The 19,217-nt window shown below is 48.1% G+C and carries 16 protein-coding genes; 7 read left to right on the top strand and 9 right to left on the bottom strand.

Annotated features, from left to right (window positions below; translation table 11 throughout):
• Positions 1–35 precede the first annotated feature (35 nt).
• Both ldhA and fccA read right to left on the bottom strand, forming a co-directional pair.
• On the bottom strand, positions 36–1,025 hold the full coding sequence (ldhA, locus tag N7386_RS17220; RefSeq protein WP_011621602.1) for a lactate dehydrogenase LdhA: 990 nt from the start codon (positions 1,023–1,025) through the stop codon (positions 36–38).
• 245 nt (positions 1,026–1,270) lie between these two features.
• The gene (gene fccA, locus N7386_RS17215; protein ID WP_279769942.1) at positions 1,271–3,061 is read right to left on the bottom strand and encodes a fumarate reductase flavoprotein subunit FccA; all 1,791 of its coding nucleotides are present in this window, start codon (positions 3,059–3,061) and stop codon (positions 1,271–1,273) included.
• 504 nt (positions 3,062–3,565) lie between these two features.
• Between fccA and N7386_RS17210 the strand changes: the two genes are divergently transcribed.
• From N7386_RS17210 to N7386_RS17200, 3 genes are read left to right on the top strand one after another with little or no spacing between them, the layout of a single operon-like run.
• Positions 3,566–3,976: a hypothetical protein gene (locus N7386_RS17210; protein WP_011718121.1), complete on the top strand. Its 411-nt coding sequence runs from the start codon at positions 3,566–3,568 to the stop codon at positions 3,974–3,976.
• Positions 3,973–4,497 (top strand): class I SAM-dependent methyltransferase, encoded by a 525-nt coding sequence (locus tag N7386_RS17205; RefSeq protein WP_279769940.1) that lies wholly within the window; start codon positions 3,973–3,975, stop codon positions 4,495–4,497. The genes N7386_RS17210 and N7386_RS17205 overlap by 4 nt, the downstream gene beginning before the upstream one ends.
• Positions 4,498–4,557: 60 nt before the next feature.
• On the top strand, positions 4,558–4,848 hold the full coding sequence (locus N7386_RS17200; protein ID WP_279769938.1) for a hypothetical protein: 291 nt from the start codon (positions 4,558–4,560) through the stop codon (positions 4,846–4,848).
• A 133-nt stretch (positions 4,849–4,981) separates the two neighbouring features.
• Here the strand turns inward: N7386_RS17200 and N7386_RS17195 are convergent, their stop codons facing one another.
• From N7386_RS17195 to N7386_RS17185, 3 genes are all read right to left on the bottom strand, one after another.
• On the bottom strand, positions 4,982–5,167 hold the full coding sequence (locus tag N7386_RS17195; RefSeq protein ID WP_011718119.1) for a hypothetical protein: 186 nt from the start codon (positions 5,165–5,167) through the stop codon (positions 4,982–4,984).
• A gap of 98 nt (positions 5,168–5,265) precedes the next feature.
• Positions 5,266–6,690, bottom strand: a complete 1,425-nt coding sequence (locus N7386_RS17190; RefSeq protein WP_279769935.1) for a cytochrome C biosynthesis protein — start codon at positions 6,688–6,690, stop codon at positions 5,266–5,268.
• Positions 6,691–6,916: 226 nt separating this feature from the next.
• Positions 6,917–7,342: an organic hydroperoxide resistance protein gene (locus N7386_RS17185; protein WP_279769934.1), complete on the bottom strand. Its 426-nt coding sequence runs from the start codon at positions 7,340–7,342 to the stop codon at positions 6,917–6,919.
• 129 nt (positions 7,343–7,471) lie between these two features.
• Between N7386_RS17185 and ohrR the strand changes: the two genes are divergently transcribed.
• The 3 genes from ohrR to rlmC all read left to right on the top strand — a co-directional run bounded on the left by ohrR (position 7,472) and on the right by rlmC (position 10,558).
• Complete coding sequence (gene ohrR, locus N7386_RS17180; protein ID WP_088210287.1) at positions 7,472–7,969, top strand: hydroperoxide resistance transcriptional regulator OhrR; 498 nt, start codon at positions 7,472–7,474, stop codon at positions 7,967–7,969.
• Positions 7,970–8,049: 80 nt separating this feature from the next.
• Positions 8,050–9,225 (top strand): FAD-dependent oxidoreductase, encoded by a 1,176-nt coding sequence (locus N7386_RS17175; protein ID WP_279771054.1) that lies wholly within the window; start codon positions 8,050–8,052, stop codon positions 9,223–9,225.
• A 178-nt stretch (positions 9,226–9,403) separates the two neighbouring features.
• Positions 9,404–10,558, top strand: coding sequence for a 23S rRNA (uracil(747)-C(5))-methyltransferase RlmC (gene rlmC / locus N7386_RS17170; protein WP_279769932.1), 1,155 nt, complete (start codon positions 9,404–9,406; stop codon positions 10,556–10,558).
• A 14-nt stretch (positions 10,559–10,572) separates the two neighbouring features.
• Here rlmC and N7386_RS17165 read toward each other — a convergent pair whose 3' ends face one another.
• From N7386_RS17165 to N7386_RS17150, 4 genes are read right to left on the bottom strand one after another with little or no spacing between them, the layout of a single operon-like run.
• On the bottom strand, positions 10,573–11,802 hold the full coding sequence (locus tag N7386_RS17165) for an ATP-binding protein (RefSeq protein ID WP_279769931.1): 1,230 nt from the start codon (positions 11,800–11,802) through the stop codon (positions 10,573–10,575).
• Positions 11,803–11,807: 5 nt separating this feature from the next.
• Positions 11,808–12,530, bottom strand: coding sequence for a response regulator transcription factor (locus N7386_RS17160; protein ID WP_279769930.1), 723 nt, complete (start codon positions 12,528–12,530; stop codon positions 11,808–11,810).
• The gene (locus N7386_RS17155; RefSeq protein WP_011718111.1) at positions 12,527–12,946 is read right to left on the bottom strand and encodes a DUF3019 domain-containing protein; all 420 of its coding nucleotides are present in this window, start codon (positions 12,944–12,946) and stop codon (positions 12,527–12,529) included. The genes N7386_RS17160 and N7386_RS17155 overlap by 4 nt, the downstream gene beginning before the upstream one ends.
• Complete coding sequence (locus N7386_RS17150; RefSeq protein ID WP_088210290.1) at positions 12,936–13,778, bottom strand: MipA/OmpV family protein; 843 nt, start codon at positions 13,776–13,778, stop codon at positions 12,936–12,938. Before N7386_RS17150 ends, N7386_RS17155 begins: the two co-directional genes overlap by 11 nt.
• 293 nt (positions 13,779–14,071) lie before the next feature.
• On the opposite strand from N7386_RS17150, the gene N7386_RS17145 reads away from it, so the two are divergent.
• Positions 14,072–19,189, top strand: a complete 5,118-nt coding sequence (locus N7386_RS17145; protein WP_279769926.1) for a S8 family serine peptidase — start codon at positions 14,072–14,074, stop codon at positions 19,187–19,189.
• Positions 19,190–19,217: the final 28 nt, after the last annotated feature.

Raw genomic sequence — 19,217 nt, 5'->3', positions numbered from 1 at the left:
AGCCTCACTTTAGCAGTCAGGTATGGTTCTGTCAGTTAAAACAGTTCGTTACCAGAGCGCTCGCCCGCGAGTAGGGCTTTGACATTGCTCAGGGTAGTGTGTGCAATCGCGCCCAGCGCCTCTTCGGTGAGGAAGGCTTGGTGACCGGTAAAAATCACGTTGTGACAGGCGGATAAGCGACGGAACACATCGTCTTGAATGATTTGGTTCGATTTGTCCTCGAAAAACAATTCTTTTTCGTTTTCATACACATCAAGCCCTAAGGAACCAATCTGGCCAAGCTTTAAGGCTTCCATCGCATCGAAGGCATTGAGCAGACCGCCGCGGCTGGTGTTGATCACCATGACGCCGGGTTTCATCTTGGCAAAGCTTTCTTTATTCAGCAGATGGTGGTTATCGGCGGTTAATGGGCAATGCAGGCTGATAATATCGCTGTTGGCGTAAATGGTATCCAGATCCTGATATTCCACATTGAGCGCTTCGACCGCAGGATTTGGGTAAGGGTCAAAGGCTATGACTTTACAGCCAAAACCGAGCAATACCTTAATTGTGGCGACCCCAATCTTACCTGTGCCTATTACGCCAACGGTTTTGCCAAACATGTTAAAACCGACCAAGCCTTCGAGGGAGAAGTTTGCATCACGGGTGCGTTGGTAGGCCTTATGGATTTTCCGGTTTAAGGTCAGCATTAAGGCGACAGTGTGCTCGGCCACAGATTCGGGGGAATAAGCGGGTACGTTGACCACTTGCATGCCTAGGCGTTTGGCGGCGACTAAGTCGACATTGTTAAAACCCGCGCAGCGCATGGCAATGATTTTCGTGCCACCTTTGGCAAGCTCGACCAACACTTCTTCACAGAGGGAGTCGTTAACAAAGGCGCACACCACCTCAAAACCTTCGGCAAGCTTAACGGTTTGCATGCAGAGGCGATAATCGAAATACTCAATTTGCGCACCAAATGCGGCATTTGTACGGTTAAAATGCTGCATGTCGTAGTGTTTTGCGCTAAAAAATCCAATTCTCATTTCAATCACCTAAAGGTTACATTGTTACTGGCACTGAGTGTATGTGACTCGGCGACGTTTGTCCTCTGGTGATGAATTTGCCCCGTAAAAAGAGTGAGCTTTGTCATCAATTGCACAAAAAATCATAAAAAAAGCGAGCCCCTGACGGCTCGCTTGTACTGATAAGCTTGAAGATTCAAGCTGGGCTCAAATGGGTCGTGCTATGTGAGCCTTAGGTTAGTCCCTTAACCTAGAAACGTTTGATACTAGTGGTCTTTCGCGTATTTAGCGGCAGATGCACCCGCGATACGGCCGTAGGTCACGATATCAGAGATGGCGTTACCACCTAAACGGTTAGCACCGTGAACACCACCAGTCACTTCACCTGCAGCGTATAAACCGCTGATAGGTTTACCGGTTTTTTCACTCTTCACTTCGGCTTGAGTATCGATAACGATACCACCCATAGTGTGGTGAACCGCTGGTGCGATTTCTAAAGCATAGAAAGGCGCAGTAGCGATTTCACGTGGCAGGTTTGGACGCTCGAATTGCGTGTCTTTACCTGATTTCACAAAACCGTTGTAAGAAGTGACGGTTTTCGCCAGTTCAGCGGCTGGCACATCGAGTTGTTTCGCTAACTCTTCGATGGTTTTGCCTTCTTTAACGATGTTCAAGTGAACATAACCTTCGATGGCTTTTAAGCTCTTACGGATAGAGTCATCGAATACGAGGTAAGCGCTTTCGCCTTTCTGTTGCAGAATCGCTGCAGACGCTTTATCACGGGTCGTGATTTCGTTCATAAAGCGGTTACCGTCACGGTTAACCACGATAGCACCGTTACCACGTACCGCTTCGGTGATCATCACACCACCGGCTGGTGAGTAAGTTGGGTGAGCTTGGATGTATTCTAAGTCACGAGTAGCTGCGCCCGCTTGCAGCGCAACGTCTAAGCCGTCACCAGTTGCACCCGGGTGGTTAGTCGCTTTAAAGCCTTTTAATTTAGGATCGTACTTAGCGACGCGATCGTTGTTTTTCGCAAAACCACCAGCAGCAATCACGACTGCATCGGCTTTGATCACATAGTAGCCAGTGTATTCACCTTTCACTAAAACGCCGGTCACTTTACCGCTTGCATCTTCAAGGATGCGAACAACACGGCTGTTTAAACGAATGTCAGTACCACGTTTAACGGCGTTGTCCCACAGCACTTGTGCAACGTGTGCGCCCACACCCGCACCACCAGTTGGACGGTGACTGCGGTTAACGCTTGCGCCACCCATACGGCCCACGTCAGTCATGTCGGCACCCATAGAGGTTAACCAATCGATAGAGTCTGAAGAGTTGTTGGCCAGAACTTTCACTAATTCAGGATCGTTGATGTTACGACCACCTTTCATGGTGTCGTCGATCATGATTTGTTTCTTATCTTCGATACCTAACTTAGCCTGTGGCTTAGTTTCTGCAGCGTTCATACCGCCAGCAGCCAGTTTAGTGTTACCACCTGGGATAGGTTCTTTTTCTAACAGGATCACTTTCGCGCCAGCATCACGGGCTGAAACGGCGGCAGCAAGACCTGCACCACCCGAACCGATAACCACGACGTCAGTGGTTTCTTTCACGCCAGCGGCAATGGCTTTATCTTGAGCCGCTTTGTCTGCATCAACTGGCACAAACTTGCGTTCCCACTTGCCGCCAAATGGCATATCGAAGCCGAAGCTGTGGCAAGCGTCACAATAAGTAACTGATTTTTCGTGGCCTTTATGGCAGCTGGTACAAGCGATTTCACCAATTAAGTGAGATTTGTGCGGAGAAACTTTATCTTTTGGCGCTGCTGCAGCCAGTTCTTTTAAATCACCGTGGCAGCTAACGCATTGGGCATTTTCATGGGTCAGGTTGTCGTTGGTCACGCCACCTTTGTCTGATACGTGGCAGCTATCGCAGCCGCCCATTTCACCGTGAAAATCGGCTAGTACTTCTGGCGCGGCATAGGCTGTGCCTGCCATTGCACCAGAGATCAGCATGGCTAGTGCTGTTTTTTGAATCTTTCTTGTGAACATAATCGTTCCTCCGCCGTACATTTCATCTACTTAATAAGGGTTATTCATCATGGCGTGATATTTATATTTTACGTAGCTCACGCGCTTTTAGAGTATTCTCCACGAACAAAGTTACCACTATCTAAAGAGGTATATGCGTGCTTAGGTCACATAACGATTGTTACAGTGAAAATTACATAATTGAAATGTGCAATATGGCTGAAAATATTAACGAAATTGAAGTTAATCACTCAGTGAATACGGTATAACTTGCGTGAGTTAACATATTTTGATGGGCTAAATTATCATTGCTGAATTATTGTGGGAAAATAATGCGTTGTACGGATGCTTTATTTTAACGTGCTAATTTATATGGTTTATTTTCGGTTTGATTATTTAGTGTAAATATTCGAATATTTATCCTGTGAGTATTCAGTAAATAATCAAATCTCACCAGTGTTTTTTGAGAAAATATAATATATTTTTTCCAAAATGTTACCTGAGTGGTTCTAAGGGGTTAAATCTATGGCAAGGCAGCAGATGTCTGAAAAACGTTTTTGGGTACAGCGGCTGAGTAAAACAACCCTAAGAGCTTTACATATATTGGGGATTGCTGGAGCGGGCGGCGGAATATTACTTTCCGTTGAGAAATCCCTGTGGCTCAATTATTGGTATCTGGCGATGATTACCGGCAGCATATTGATGTTGTGGGAAATTATTCGAGATTGGCGTTGGTTAATTCAGCTCAAGGGGGTGTTAACCCTCGGGAAATTAGGGCTGCTTTGCCTGTTTGTGCCGCTTGCCAACTACAAGCCAGAACTGTTTATCTTAGTGTTATTTTTATCTGTGATAGTATCCCATGGCCCATCGGGGCTGAGGCACTATTCGATAGTGCATCGCAAACAGATAGACACTAAAAAAGAGATAAAGGGATGACACACGCCACACTCAGCACGGCCTCGAGCTTAATTACCCAGTTTTCATGGCCTGAGCTTACAGGGCTTAAGGTATTGGATTTAGCCTGCGGTTCGGGCCGAAATGGTCTGTGGTTTCTCTCCCAAGGTTGTGAAGTGACCTTTATCGACCAGGATTTGAGTGCCTTAGCCGAGCTGACACACGACAAAGCACATCAATGGCAATGGAATTTAGAAGACGGCAGTGCGCCTCCGTTACCCCAAACATCTTTTGATATTGTATTAGTCTTTAATTACTTACATCGACCACTGTTTCCGCAAATCGCTGCGAGCCTAAAGTCCGGTGGGCTGATTGTGTATGAGACCTTTACTTGGCAACAGGCGCAAATTGGTCGACCTCGCAACCCTGATTTTTTACTGACAGAGAACGAACTGCAATCCGTATTTGCTAACTGGCAACCTTTGCATTACTTTGAAGGTCGGTTAAGCGATGCTGCGGGTACTGAAAGTGCCAAGGCGCAGCTGATCGCTCGAAAACCCTAGACGTCACCCCAACGCAGGGCGACTGACCATATCAGTATTGAAGAAGTGTAAGAGGCCAGGATGTTCCCGTATCCAGAGCAGTATCGTGTTGCCACGCCACCTTTAACCACGGCGCTGATGGTGGCTTGGGCGCTGTTGAGTCACAGCCTATTAGCCGATGCCAGCCCTTTGGCCCTGTATCCGTTATTTATGTTGTTCCCTGTGGTGATTGGCCTACATCTGTATTTAATTTGGCTGGCAAAGGGAATGAGTCGGCTGGATCAATGCTTCTACGCCTTAGTGCATATTCCACTCGCGTTTGTGGTGTGGACATTCACCATTATGCATGTCAATGGTAATGCCTTTTCTTAGGGCTGAGTCGGGTAGAGCCTTAGGTTAGCCCGCTTAAATGGCAAAACTTCATTCAAATGCCTTAAACAAAAAAAGCGCCCCGATATTCGGGGCGCTTTTTTATCAATCTCTTGCGGGTGCTATTGCGAGTGGCTTAGGCCGTCGTGTTGATATTGTGGCCGGTATTTCCCACGGGTTGAGGTGCGGCTGCGTTAATTAAATCAACGGCAATTTGACCTTCCGCCTTTTGCTGCTCTTTGGCTAACTGCGCCACTTTAACGCCAACGGCACCATTTTCTAAGTTAGGCGTGATAGCTTGGGTGTTCAGTGAAATAGACATAACTAACCTCAATTGAAAGCTGAGTCTTTGTATCGGCAAGCTCAGGTTTTACTTTAGTCCTTTATCCCAAGTTTGCCAATCCAAAACCCAGCTAATGCTTATGCCGTTTTATTGGCTTTTGCTGTGAGTAACTTGCGACTGAGTACTATGATGGCAGTCAAGCCCAGTGAGCCTAGAATTAATCCCAGCGCCAGCCCAACACTCTGCAGCGCCGTGGGATCTAACACTAGCGCGACACCCATACCAAACATCATCACACCGGACATCAGCTTGAGTGCTTGACCCTCTTTTTCGGTCAGTTTGCGTTTACCTAAGGTAGCGCTAAACACAATCACAATAATCGCGAGAGGAATTACATAGACAATATTGTATAAAACCAAATACATATAGCGCTCAATGTCCGGCAGATTATGCATGGATAGCACGCTGGTATAAATCATCGGGAAGCCCGCAGTACAGAGTAGCTCGTAGGCATTAGCCAAAATGGCCAGCACGGTAGAGCCGACAATCAGCGCGCCTAGGCTGCTGGAGTTTGACAGTTTGCCCATGCGTTTGATAAGGCTAGTGCGGTTTTCAGCCGACATTGACAGGGTGACATCACCCTTAGTGAAGAAGTAATCCTTCACGTTTATTGTGCCTGCGATCAAGGCTAAGATCCCCGCGGCTAGAATGATCATCCCGCCATCACTACCAGCACCTAACAGCTGGAAGATGTTTAGCCAAGCCGTCATAAACAGGAAGTAAATAAAGCCTGAGAAGAACACGAAGATACCGCCAACTAACAGCATGCGGCTGCGACTCTTAGCGTTAACCATAATCGACAGTAAAAACAGCAGCACGAAGAAGGCGCAGGGGTTAAAGGCATCGACGCCCGCCAGCACTAAGGTTAGCAGGGGAAGTGACATGCTCTCGGGTGTGACTACACCCACAAGTGGTAACTCAACGGGTTGCACTTCGGCTTGGTCAGTACTTGCAAGGCTGGTGGCATCACAGGTGCCTTCGCCAGAGTCGGTTCCACAGGTGCCAAACAGGGGCTCACTATTGGTGGGCGCAGCAGCCGTTGTCCCTGTGGTTGGCATATCCGCTTCACTCAGCTGACCGCCTAGGGATAAGTAACAGTTCTTCAAGCGATTCACTAAAAACTCACCTGTTACCGCCTCGCTGGAATAACCGACAATGGCTTTCTCGCAGCTGGCCATATAAGGCACTGAGCGAGCCTCTGTCGTGGTTTTGGAGGCGATATTTTGCCAAATATCCTGCACGCCAGGGGCTGAAACCATATGGGATTCGAGTTCTATCCAAGGATATTTCTGTGGCAGTGAGTCGATAAAGGGATGGGCCTCGGCGCAGTGCGGGCAGGTTTTCGACCAAAAGAAGTAGAGCTTGATCTTCAGCTCACCTTGGGCGTTCATATAATGCCAAGTTTGGTCCGCATTATTGGCTTCTTCGGCCCAGCTTGGTGTGCTCAGCATGGCCAGTGCAAGGGTGCATAGCAGAGCGAATTTGGTTAAGTATTTAGTCATGGCGCCTCCACAATCGTGGGGTTATAGGTATTTAAACGGTTCTCTGACTACTACTCTACTGAATTCAATCCCCTTGATTAAATTGAGCATTAAGAAATGTTAGTTAACTCGCGATTAGCTGTTTTTTGGGAAGTTAGGCAGGTTTATGGGAAGGGCGATTCGCGGCAGATAACTAAAAAGCACCCTGAGGTGCTTTTTAGACGATAGTGACTGTTGTCTTATGGGCTTAGTTTAACGCCGCGCCATTAACACTCAGTTTGACATCGATATTATTGCGTGTGGCGTTGGAGTATGGACACACTTGATGGGCATGACGTACTAAGGCTTCGGCCTCGGCTTGGGGAAGGTCAAGATTCACCTCTAGGGCGACGGTTAAGGCAAAGCCTCCCGCATCATTGGTGCCAATACCTACCACAGCGCTGACTGGCGCTTCAGTAATAGCTACTTTGCCGATTTTGGCGACGTGTAAAATCGCATTAGAGAAACAGGCCGCATAACCCGCTGCAAACAGTTGCTCAGGGTTGGTTGCTAATCCACTTCCGCCCATCGCCTTTGGATAGGCGAGTGCAACATCGAGTAAACCATCATCGGTACTGACTTGGCCTTGGCGACCGGCTCTGGCGGTAGCTCGAGTTTCATATAATGTTTTCATATTTCGTTCCTCATAGTGATAAATAGTAATTTAAATTGTGCGCAATTCAATTGTGATAAACTATAATTCGATTTTTACCCTGAATGCAAGTATATTGTGCGCAATATATTTAAGTTTTTTGGTAAGACTATGCCTAATTCAGAGTTAACATCCTTAGATAAAACGTCGGATACGGCGGAAAATACCCAAGCAGACAATGCCTTATGTTTAGAGAATCAGGTGTGTTTCTCTCTTTACAGCGCAGCCAATGCCATGGTGCGCGCCTATCGTCCTATGCTCGATAAGTTGGATTTAACCTATCCCCAATACTTGGTCATGCTAGTGTTGTGGCAGGAGCAGGGGATCAGCGTGAAGACCTTAGGGGATAAATTGTTCCTCGATTCGGGTACGTTGACGCCTCTGTTAAAACGTTTAGAGTCGAAGGGATTGGTGAGCCGTGGACGCAGCGACCAAGATGAAAGGGTTCGGGTATTGTCTCTGACAAGTGCCGGGCAGGCGCTAAAGCTTGAGGCGAGTGAGATCCCGCATCTGATGCGCTGTAAAATCGGTGCTGAGATAGAAGATCTTAAGGCGCTAAAATCCATGTGTGACAAAGCCTTAAAGCAATTGCACGCCAGTATCGAATAGTGTGAAAGCCAATCTGTGATAGCAAGGGAGTGGAACATGGATAAACGCACCATCAAGGCGTCGGGATGGATAAAGCCGATATGAGTTCATACGATATTGCAATTATCGGTGGTGGGATCAGTGGTGTCGGTATCGCCCAATACGCGGCGGCGGCGGGGTATTCGACCCTGCTTATCGAAAAAGGCGAGATTGGCGGCCAAACCTCGGCCAATTCCAGCAAGTTAATCCACGGTGGGTTGCGATATCTTGAAAGCGGGCAAGTGAACTTAGTGCGCAAATCCTTGCAGGAGCGGCGCCATCTGCTCGACTTCGCGCCCAGCTTAGTCAAAGCCATGCCTTTTTACATTCCCGTCTATCAAGACAGTCAGCGTAACCCTTGGACAATTCGGGCGGGCTTGAGCCTATACGCGCTACTCAGCGAATTTGATCCACTTGGCCGCTTTGTATCTATTCCCGCCGTGCATTGGCATCGTTTTAACGGGCTTAAACTCCAAGGTTTGAAGGCCGTGTTCCAGTATTGGGACGCGCAAACCGACGATAAATTGCTGACCCAAGCGGTGGCGCGTAGTGCCGAGGCATTGGGCGCCCATGTATATGCCGAGGCGGAGTTTTTACAGCTTAATCATCTGGGTGAGCAGATTGACCTAAGCTTTCGCCATCGCGGCGAAGTGCAGCAGATTGAGGCTAAATTGGTGATTAATGCCGCTGGTCCTTGGGTGAATGAGGTGATTGCAAAGGTGTCACCGCCATTGGCAGGAGTCGAACTTGATTGGGTGCAGGGCGCGCATTTACTGCTGGATTTACCCGCCCCCGACGGCATCTTATATTTAGAATCTTGCTTCGATAAGCGGGTGATTTTTGTGATGCCTTGGTATGGTCAAATGCTAATTGGCACCACGGAAACCGAGTTAACATCCTTAGATTCACCGCCCCAAGTAACTGAGTCTGAAATTAATTATCTCTTAGGCATTTATCGGCACTACTTTCCTCTGTCGCCATCCATTGATGAACTCAAAACCAAGATAGTGCAGACCTTTTGCGGCGTGCGGGTATTACCTAAGCAAGCGAGCTCTGCCTTTGAGCGCCCAAGGGATACCCTAATGCAAACCTCAGTTTCTCATCCGAGATTACTGAGTCTCTACGGCGGAAAGCTCACAACTTTTAGGAGCACCTCGGCCGAAGTGCTTGAGTGGGTTGAACAAAAACTCGGAAAACGCACTCCCATCGCCGATATAGATAGCCTGAGATTAAGTTAATCTGAGCCGGACTATCGGCCAATGCTGCACTTCAAGGTGATTTTTCGGCGCAAAAACGCTAAAGTGTGGCGCTTTTTGACTGGGGCCTTAATGTGTTTGTTATGCTTCAGTTGTCATCCAAATTTCACTCGCCATCTCAATAGATAAGATAGACGGGCACTGCTGTGGGTACGATGCTGTGAGTACATTAGTACAATGTGGGTATTTTGAACGAGGCCAATGCCAATCCTGTCGCCATATTAAGCTCCCTATGGCGCAGCAACTGGCGGCCAAAACCCTAGAATTGCAGCAATTGTTAGCGCCTTTTGTCGATAAGACCGAACCGCAATTTTTACCACCGGTTGTGGGTGACAGCAGCGGTTTTCGTAACAAGGCGAAAATGGTCGCCTTGGGCGCAGCCCATGCGCCTGTGTTGGGGATTGTTAGTCCCAGCGGCGAAGCGGTGAGCCTGTGTGACTGCCTGTTGTATCCTACTGATATGCAAGCCTTACTCCACCGTTTAGAGCGCTTTGTGCAGCAGGCGGGCATTCCGCCTTACCGTGTCGATAAGGCCAAGGGCGAGCTTAAATTTATCCTACTGACGCGCAGCCAAGTGCGTGGCGAGTATATGTTGCGGTTTGTGCTGCGCTCGCGGGATGCCATCGCCCGTATCGAGCGTGAATTGCCAGCGCTGATGGCCGAATATCCGCAGATCAAAGTCGTCTCAGTCAATTTGCAGCCTATTCATATGGCCATCTTGGAGGGTGAGGAGGAGATTTTCCTAACCGAAAACACTCGCCTCGAAGAGCGCTTTAACGATGTGCCTTTGTTTATTCGCCCCAAGAGCTTTTTTCAAACCAACCCGCAGGTGGCGGCAAAGCTGTATCAAACCGCCCGTGAGTGGGTGGCCGACTTCGCACCAGCTTCACTTTGGGACTTATTTTGTGGTGTGGGCGGTTTTGGTTTGCACTGTGCAGCTAAGGATATCCCATTGACAGGGATTGAAATTGAGGCCGAAGCCATTGCCTGCGCTAAGATGTCGGCGCAGTTGATGGGGCTGGATAAAGTGCAGTTTATGGCGCTCGATTCCACTGACTTTGCCAAGGGCGATGCGGCGCAAACTAAGCCCGAGTTGATTGTTGTTAACCCGCCGCGCCGTGGGATCGGCGAGTCTCTGTGCCATTCCTTAAGTGAGTTTGCCCCTAAGGCGATTTTGTATTCCAGCTGCAATCCTAAAACCTTAGCCAAAGATCTCGGCCATATTCGAGGTTATCGGTTAACTAAGGTGCAGTTGTTCGATCTCTTTCCCCACTCGGATCATTTCGAAGTATTAGCCTTATTAGTGAAAGACTAAACCTCAACACGCCATTACTCGGCGTCAGTGTCGGCTTTAGGCGTTAAGGCATCGTCCCAGCTAATGCTGATTTCGGCGCCGCCTAAGGCCTGTGAGCGGCTTAACTCCAGCGTGCCATAATGCCAAGTGGCAATTTTCTTAACGATATATAGCCCTAAACCATAGCCACTGGTATCGCTTTGCTGGCTATCCCGCTCGAAGGCCGCCACCAGTTTTTTGCCTTTGCCCTCAAACCCTGGACCATCATCCTCGACACTGAGCCGATTTATGCCACCTTGCTGATGGAAGTGGACATGGATGTCATGTTGGGCGAAACGCATGGCATTTTGGACTAGGTTTTGAATCGCAATCGTCATCGCAATCGGGTCGAAGTGGGCCTGCTGCGCCTCATAGTGAAACACAATATTAAACTTAGGTTGGTAGATAGCATATTTGTGGGCCAATTTTTCCATAAAAAATTCAATGGATTGTGATTCTTGGCTGAGGGTTTCTTCCTTATGCTCTAGGCGAGCAAAAGACAGATAATTCGCTGCAAGTTGTTCAATATCATCGATATCTTCATTTAAGCGGTTAGCGTAATTAGCATCGATTTGTGGCCGAATAATTTCCAGTGCAAAGCGCATTCGCGCAAGAGGCGTGCGTACCTCGTGGGAGATGGTGCGGGACAGCTCCTTATGCATCTGGATAAAGTCGACGATTTGGTGGCTAACACTGTTAAAAGCCTTAGCAAGCGGGAAAATTGCCGAGTGTTTATGGATATCCTGAGGTCGTTTACGCGGGGCTTGGCCAAATTCGATAGCTGCCTGCTGCAAATGGTTAAGATCCCGAAATACCGGCCAGATCCACCAGAGGGCAACCAAGCAGAGTGATGAATATAATCCCAATAAAATCAAACTTGTATTGCGCTCCTTCGGCACAGGTGTTTGCACTGGGCCTAGCACTAAGATATGGCTGCTATCCTTATCGAGGCGATAATAATAGAGCTCATTACTGCTATGGCGCAGGGCGATTGTCGCCCCCTGTTGCAGTGAGGATTGCAAATTGTCTGGCAGCGAGAGAGAGGCAACGGGAATGCGCTTTATCTTAGGTAGTTGCTCATCATAATTTTGCAGCAGGTCGTCGACGTCGATTTGGTAGTTGTATTCGTCGTGGGCGAAATGTTCGGCGAGCTGACCAAAGCTCCAGATCACGATTCCGCAGGACAGCAGTAAAAAGATAAACAAGCGGTAGAACTGAAATTTCATTTGGATTAGGTCCGACCTTGGGTTGGCAAGTAATTGAATAAATAACCTTTCCCATGAATAGTCGTTATGGCCAGTCCCGGTACATTCAGCTCATCTAAACGTTTACGCAGGCGGCTGATTTTTAAGTCGATAGCCCTGTCTAAACCATCATATTCGCGGCCCACGAGTTGTTCGAACAAAAACTCCCGCGATAACACTTTGCCGGCGTGCAGGGCGAAGATCCACAGCAGTGAAAACTCCTTAGTGGTAAAAGATAAGGCTTCATCCCCCAGATTCACTTGCTGTAGGTTGGGGTCTAAAAATAGGTCGTGTAACTTAAGTTTACTGCGGCTACTGCTGGATTGCTGTTTGCGCAGGTTGGCCTTAATCCGCGCCAGCAGTAAAGGCGGTACTACGGGTTTGAGCAAATAATCGCAGGCGCCAAGATTTAATCCTCGAATCTGATCGGCATGATTATCGAGCGCCGTCAGGAAGATAATCGGACAGGGATAACTCGCGGCTAGCTGCGGGTAAATACTAAAGCCATCTTGCCCTGGCAGCATGACATCGCAAATGATCAGGTCAAACTCATCGGTATCCCGACGGATCAGCGCGTCTTCAGCATTATCTAAATGGATAAGCTTGTAACCTTCATGGGTTAAATAAGTGCAGACCAGTTCGGCTAGAGGTTGGTCGTCTTCAATTAACAGGATTTGCGATAAGGGTTCAGGCATTGGCGCGCTTGTCATAATAAGTTCCAGTTCAGTCCACGACGTCTTCTGGGGTTGGCGGGTTCAAACTTAGCGACTTTGACTAATGCGGTGGTCACTAAGCTATTGTTTTTAGGATCCCTGAGTTCGAACAAGGTATCTTTCGCTAAGGTCAGTTGTATTTGGTATTTAAAATCGAGCCGATCTTGAAAGCAGGCGATAGCAACGGTTTCTGTCGTGAGCCATACACAGAGTGATTGCGGAATATCCGATTGATATTCAATGAGTAAGTCTAAGTGGCAGTCGGGCTTTTCTAGTGTCACTGCACAGGTATTTGGCGTGATCCTCAGTTCGTCGGCGAGGCAAGATAGGCTGACGAAACAAGCAATCATTAAGCTGCAATAGGTGCAGTAGGTGAGCCACAGCGAATTGGAATGGTATGCCTTAGAAGTCATAGCTAATTCCAACAAATCCAGAAACATAGCCAGCTTTATCTATCAATACGCTGTCAGTGATTTCTTGTCCTAACCAAGTATATTCGAGTATAGCCACAAAATTAACGCTGTCGAAAATGGGCACATTGACCACGCTGCGGGCATGGTAATTGATGGCGGCTGAGGGTTGATATTTGGTTCGCAGCGGGCCTTCTTCCTCTTTAGTGAGCTGATAGTAGTAGCCGACGAGGTTTTCACTCTTTCGAATTGCCCCAATCTCAAAGCCGAGCGCCCCCCATGAAAACGCCTGACTGCGTTTGAGTCTAAGCTGGATCTCATTACCTTGGTGAACGCCAGTAATATCGTGGAAGTAACCTAGGCTGATATCGAGATAGGGCGTCACCCAAGTGGCATTGAGTCCACCTAGGTAGGAAAGATTGCGTTCAATTTCCTCGAATTTGACGACTTTAGGATTGATGGGCTGCTTCACTGGGGTATAACCTAAAATATCACTCAGTAATAGTTTATTCAGTCCATCGAATTCGTAGAAAAAACCGTCCTCATTAAAACGCGTCTGTAGGTCGACAATAAAGCTTTCTGACTCGTACAGGCTGTAACCTAAGGTGAAGTTTTCGACATAAAAGTTCTCACCGTAGTAATACCAAGTGGGCAGTATCCAAGTGTTGATATTTTCAACTTTTGCCCTTGGGTTTTCGAGTGCGCCATAACCTGCGGCAAGGGAAATCTGCCAGTCTCCGGCGGAAACTGTTTCAATTTCTTTAGCTTGCAGTGTGGTGCACCAACTCAGTAGTAGTACGAGTGGTAAACATTGTTTTCTGACGTTAACTGTCACTTCTTAGATAATCCCCAATGTTGTTTAAATGCATTGCTAAACCGCATTAAGACGAGCCTCAGCCTATCATTTTGTTCACAGAATTTAAGCATAATTATTCATGGTGCTACAAAATGCTACATCTTTGTCGGTAAGCTTTTATGTAATCGATATGTTTTTGTTGTGTTAATAAATTGTACAAAATGCTACGTAAAAGTGTTGCTGTTTTCTCCAGCTTGAGTGCTTAGATGGTTGGCCGCTAGGCAGCTTGTCCGTGATAAACGGCTTGCGATAACAATAATGGAGAAAGCAAAGTGAAGCTTAAAATACTAACTTGTACTATTGCTGCCGCCCTTTATGGTGCTGGTGCTATGCAGGCTGCTGCTAGCATAGGCGATGTACATCAACTTAAAGGTTTGCAGTTAACACCAGAACAAATTGCAAAGTTAAATGCTCCCCAAGCCGAGATCGATGATTCGGCACAAGGGGTTGGACTCAACCTTCAAATTACCCCTCAAGCTAACAAATTCGAATATGAGGAAGGTTTGACCGGTGAGCAGATCTACATCGTTCGCTTAAACCAAAAACCACTGGCACAAGTGAGTACGGAACTGTTTGCTAGCACCAATGCCAGCAAAACCGTTGCGAAATCGTCAAGCCAAAAATTATTCGTTGCTGGACAACCTGCAAGTAGCGCGGTAAAGAACTACCGTAGCCGCTTACTCGATAGCCAAAGACAAGTGATTGCCGATATTCAATCGACCGTCGGTGCGCGCCAAGTTCGCCAACAATTTACTAATGCGGTGAACGGTTTCTCGATGGCGATGACACAGGAAGAGGCGCAGCGTGTGTCTCAGTTAGCCAATGTGTCTTCGGTGCGTCGCTCGAAAAACTATGAGCTATTCTCGGATGCGGGCCCTGAGCTTATCCAAGCCGATAAGATTTGGTCGGGTGAAGCGACTGAAGCCGTGCCTTACAAAGGTGAGGGGATTATTGTTGGTATCGTCGATACCGGGATTAACTCAGATCACCGCTCATTTGCTGCTGTCGGTGAAGATGGCTATAAGCACAGCAACCCTTGGGGCGCAGGTAACTACATTGGTGACTGTACCAAGAGCGGTTTTGAAACCATGTGTAACGACAAGTTAATTGGCGTTCGCTCATACCCAGTTATTACCGATAACTTTACCAACGGTGCCTATGGAGCAACTCGTCCAGCCGTGGGTGAAGACTATCAAGGCCACGGTTCACACGTTGCTTCTACCGCAGCGGGTAACGTACTGTTCGATGTCGACTATATTAGCCCCGATGGCGGTAAAGCGGTATCCGATGGTTCTGTGATTAAACCTAAGTTATTCCCCCGTATGAGTGGTGTCGCGCCCCATGCGAACATCGTCGCTTACCAAGTGTGTCATCCGGATAACCAGCTGAATGCAGGTTGTCCAGGTGAGGCGCTGATTGCCGGTATTGAAGATGCGATTAACGATGGCGTTGATGTCATCAACTTCTCCATCGGTGGCCAAGATTCAAACCCTTGGGTAGATGATGTGGAATTAGCCTTCTTATCTGCTCGCGAAGCCGGTATTTCTGTCGCAGTGGCGGCGGGTAACTCAGGCCAACCAGCGGGTTATAAAGAATATTTTGGTCTGATTGACCACGCATCACCTTGGTTAATGAACGTGGCGGCTAGCACCCATGCCCGTGAAGTGGAAATTGAAACTAAGCTAACGGATCCTATGGGCGGCAACGAAGCGCCAAAATGGAGCGAAATTGTTGGCGGCGCGATTAACAGCGCGTCTGTGACTGGCATGGTGGTCAATGCTAAGGATTACGGCGATGAGTTTTGTGGCACGCCTTTCCCTGCTGGTACCTTCGACCTTAAGGATGGCGACGGTAACCCAACTGATGTAATTGTGGTTTGTAAGCGTAACAGCTTAAGCGATGCCAACGGTATTGCGCGCTCAGCTAAGGCTGACAACATCAAAGCGGGCGGCGCCGACGGCATGATCATGTATAACTATGCTAACGGTGATGCGCTGGTGCCAACGGCTTCTTACTCAGTTCCGAGTATTCATATTACTAAGGAAGAGTGGGACGGTCGTTACGATAACGGCATGGCGGGTTATGGTTTAAGTGATTGGTTGGCTAAGGGCAGCAATCATGTATTGACCATTTCTGATACGCAAATTGAGCGCACTTTAGATCCAGAGCGTGCCGATTGGTTAGCGGCGTTCTCCTCTCGTGGCCCAAGCCCATCAACGCCTGAAGCCTTAATCCCTGCGGTTGCGGCTCCTGGCGTGAACATCTATGCGGCCTTTGCCGACGAGCATCCATTCAGTGCCTCACCATCATCGGGTGACTTTGCCTTCTTAAGTGGTACCTCAATGGCATCGCCGCATGTGGCGGGTTCGATGGCGTTATTACGCCAAGCTCAGCCTAGCAGGAGCGCGACGGAAATCCAGTCTGCCTTAGCGATGACGGCGGAGAATAAAGTCCGCTACCACAGACTCGACGATCCTAAGGGCGATGTGGCATTAGCCTCAACTTACCGCGCGGGTACTGGCCGTATCAACGTGGCCAATGCGGTGAATGCGGGCTTTGTGATGGATGAAACCGTCGATAACTTCAAGGCGGCGGATCCACACAATGGTGGCGCGGTTCATAAGTTGAACATCCCACAATTAGTGAACTTCGAATGTAAGCCTAAGTGTCAATGGATCCGTACCATTAAGGCGACCAAAGACGGTACTTGGAGCGTCACTAACGGTGATGTCATCAACTGGAGCGTGGATTCACGTTCACAGTTAGTCCAAAACGGTGTGTCGATTAAGGTGTCACCAAGCGAGTTTACCTTAGCGGCGGGCGAGACCATGGATATCGTGGTTGAAGCATCAATCATGGATACCCAAGACTGGTTTAGTAACGCCGAAGTTGAGCTGCATTCAAACCTGATCTTCACCGAAGCGAGCGGCAAAGCCTCTGAGGCGCATTGGCCTGTGGTCTTTAAATACGACAAAAACGGCATGCCAGGACGCTTAAGCGCAGTGGCTCACCGTAACAATGCCAATGCTGTGATCAAAGGTATTGATTTACCTGAGGGTGACAACATCCATGGTCGTATCTTCAATCCAGTGAAAGCGGATGTGAAAACCGTGGTGCTGCCAAAGGATGACGATGGTAACTTCCCTTGGGCAAGTAATACTGATTTAACGATCCCGATGGATCAGCGTCTCGACGAAGCGACTCATGTGGAAATGATTGATGTGCCTGCCAATGCGCGCCGTTTAATCGTCGAATCATTCGGTACGACTAAGTCTGCGATTATCGAGAATTTAGACAAAGGTAACCTCATTGTTTACGTCGGTAAGGACTATAACGGGAACGGTAAGGCCGATCCTTTCGAAGAATTGCTCTGCGTGTCTAACCACATCCAATACAACAACTTCTGTAATATTAACCAACCAGAAGAAGGTCAGTATTGGGCGTTGTTCTACAACCCAAGAAAAGGCACTGCTGCGAACAGCTATTACAATGCGATGGAAGAAACCTTCCAATATGCGACGACCATCGTTACCGATGACGTTGCGAGCGATATGAGTGTTGAAGTACCTGCGAGCAATGGTCGCGATCCTGTTGATATTAAAGTCAATTGGGATATGCCAGAGATGAAAGAAGGTGACGTGTACTACTCGCTACTGGACTTCGGAACCTCAGAGGTGAACGCGGGTAACATTGGTAAAGTTGCCTTTAAACTCGAGCGCGGCATCGATGATGTGCACTTAGACGCCACCCAAACGGCGGCGGTTGCGGGTGACCAGATTCCATTTACCTTCGAGGTACAACCTAACGATACCGGTGTTGACCGTGCATTTAGCATAGTTGCGAACATTCCGGCTGGATTAAGCCTACGCCCAGAAGATGTACTGACTTCTTCAAGCGCCATAGTTAAGGATGTGAAACTGGAAAATGGCAAACTCACTATCAGTGGTATTCAACCCGATACCAGCGATCTTGAGCCACGTTACAACGTCACCACTAACATTGATGACGCTATGTGCCGTACGCCAAACTTTGGTAACAAGAAACCGGGCGGTTATGTGAACTTAGAAGAGTTTGCTATCTACCCAATCTTCAGTGGTTTTGCGCCTGTTGAGTATGGATCTAACGGTAAAGCGTTGAGCGGTAAGGATAATAACATCCTATATCGCAACGGTATTACCTTACCAATTAGCACTGTGTTTGGTGGTACTTATGATCGTTTCCACCTGTATAACAACCAAGACCAAATCAACATCTATAAACAAAACTCACTGGATATTCGTGGCCACGGTATTGTGTCCTTATTCCAAGGGCAGCCATTCTTCTATCCGTACCATGACATCTTCCCGTACAACAGCTTCCCATACGCCGCTATCGGTATGCTGTGGCGTGGATTTGGCCTAGGTGCTGGTGCGACTCAAGATATTCTGAGTGCGCCATTGGTTAATACATCAGCTGAACGTGCGGGTATCTCTATCGCGAGTACTCAAACGGGTTGGGGTATCTTGGAATACGATAATGCTCGTTCTTACAAGCCATTAGGATACGATGCAAACCGTGTTTACCAATGGGAAGAGAAGGACGATAGATTCGACTTCGAGCTTATCTTCAACGTGAACACCCGCTTCGGTGACGGTGAGTACGAGATGATGATGGCCTACGACAATATCAACTTCGGTTCACAAGATGGTCGTGGCTCTATCGGTCTGCAAGGCTTCCAAGGTGGTCTATATGCCTATGGCCCACTGCAGAAATATCTCGGTGAGCAATACGCCTTCGATAACCTGAAGGACAAAATCAGCAATGGTCTTGTGATTTGTTACGACTACGTTGGCCCAGAGTCATCACAATTTGAAGTGACGGCTTGGACGACAGTTAAAAACACTGCTGCAGGCCAAGTGCTGACGGTTGATGCGGTTAGCCAAGTCGATGGTATGGCTGATATCAATATGAGCCACAGCGTGACTGTGCCCTCTAACATCAGCATTGGTGCGATTGCCGACCAAACGATTGCGGAAAACACGAGCTTAGAAGGTCTGAAGGTTGTGTTTGCCGACGAGCAAAACAGCGTGAATAAGATCACCGTAACGGGTGAGCACATCAGCGCTGTGGTAAATGGCAACACTTCAGGTTCAACCATCACTATTACACCAGAAGCTAACTTCCACGGCGACGTAGAAGTCACAGTGACTGTGAGTGATGTGGAAAACCCAGCCGATGCAGCGAGCACCAGCTTTATGCTGACCGTTGAATCCGATGGTGTTGAACCGACAGTGCCTGTAACACCGACTACACCAGAAACACCGTCTGAAGAAAGCAGTGGTGGTGCTTTAGGTGGTTTATCTATGCTACTGGCTCTCGGGGCATTGATCAGAAGAAGAAAAACTCACTAATCATGGGTTTGACTTCCTAGTCAATTGA

It is taken from the genome of Shewanella sp. GD04112 (genome assembly GCF_029835735.1).
Lineage (GTDB): Bacteria > Pseudomonadota > Gammaproteobacteria > Enterobacterales > Shewanellaceae > Shewanella.
This window is presented reverse-complemented; position numbering and strand designations above follow the sequence as displayed.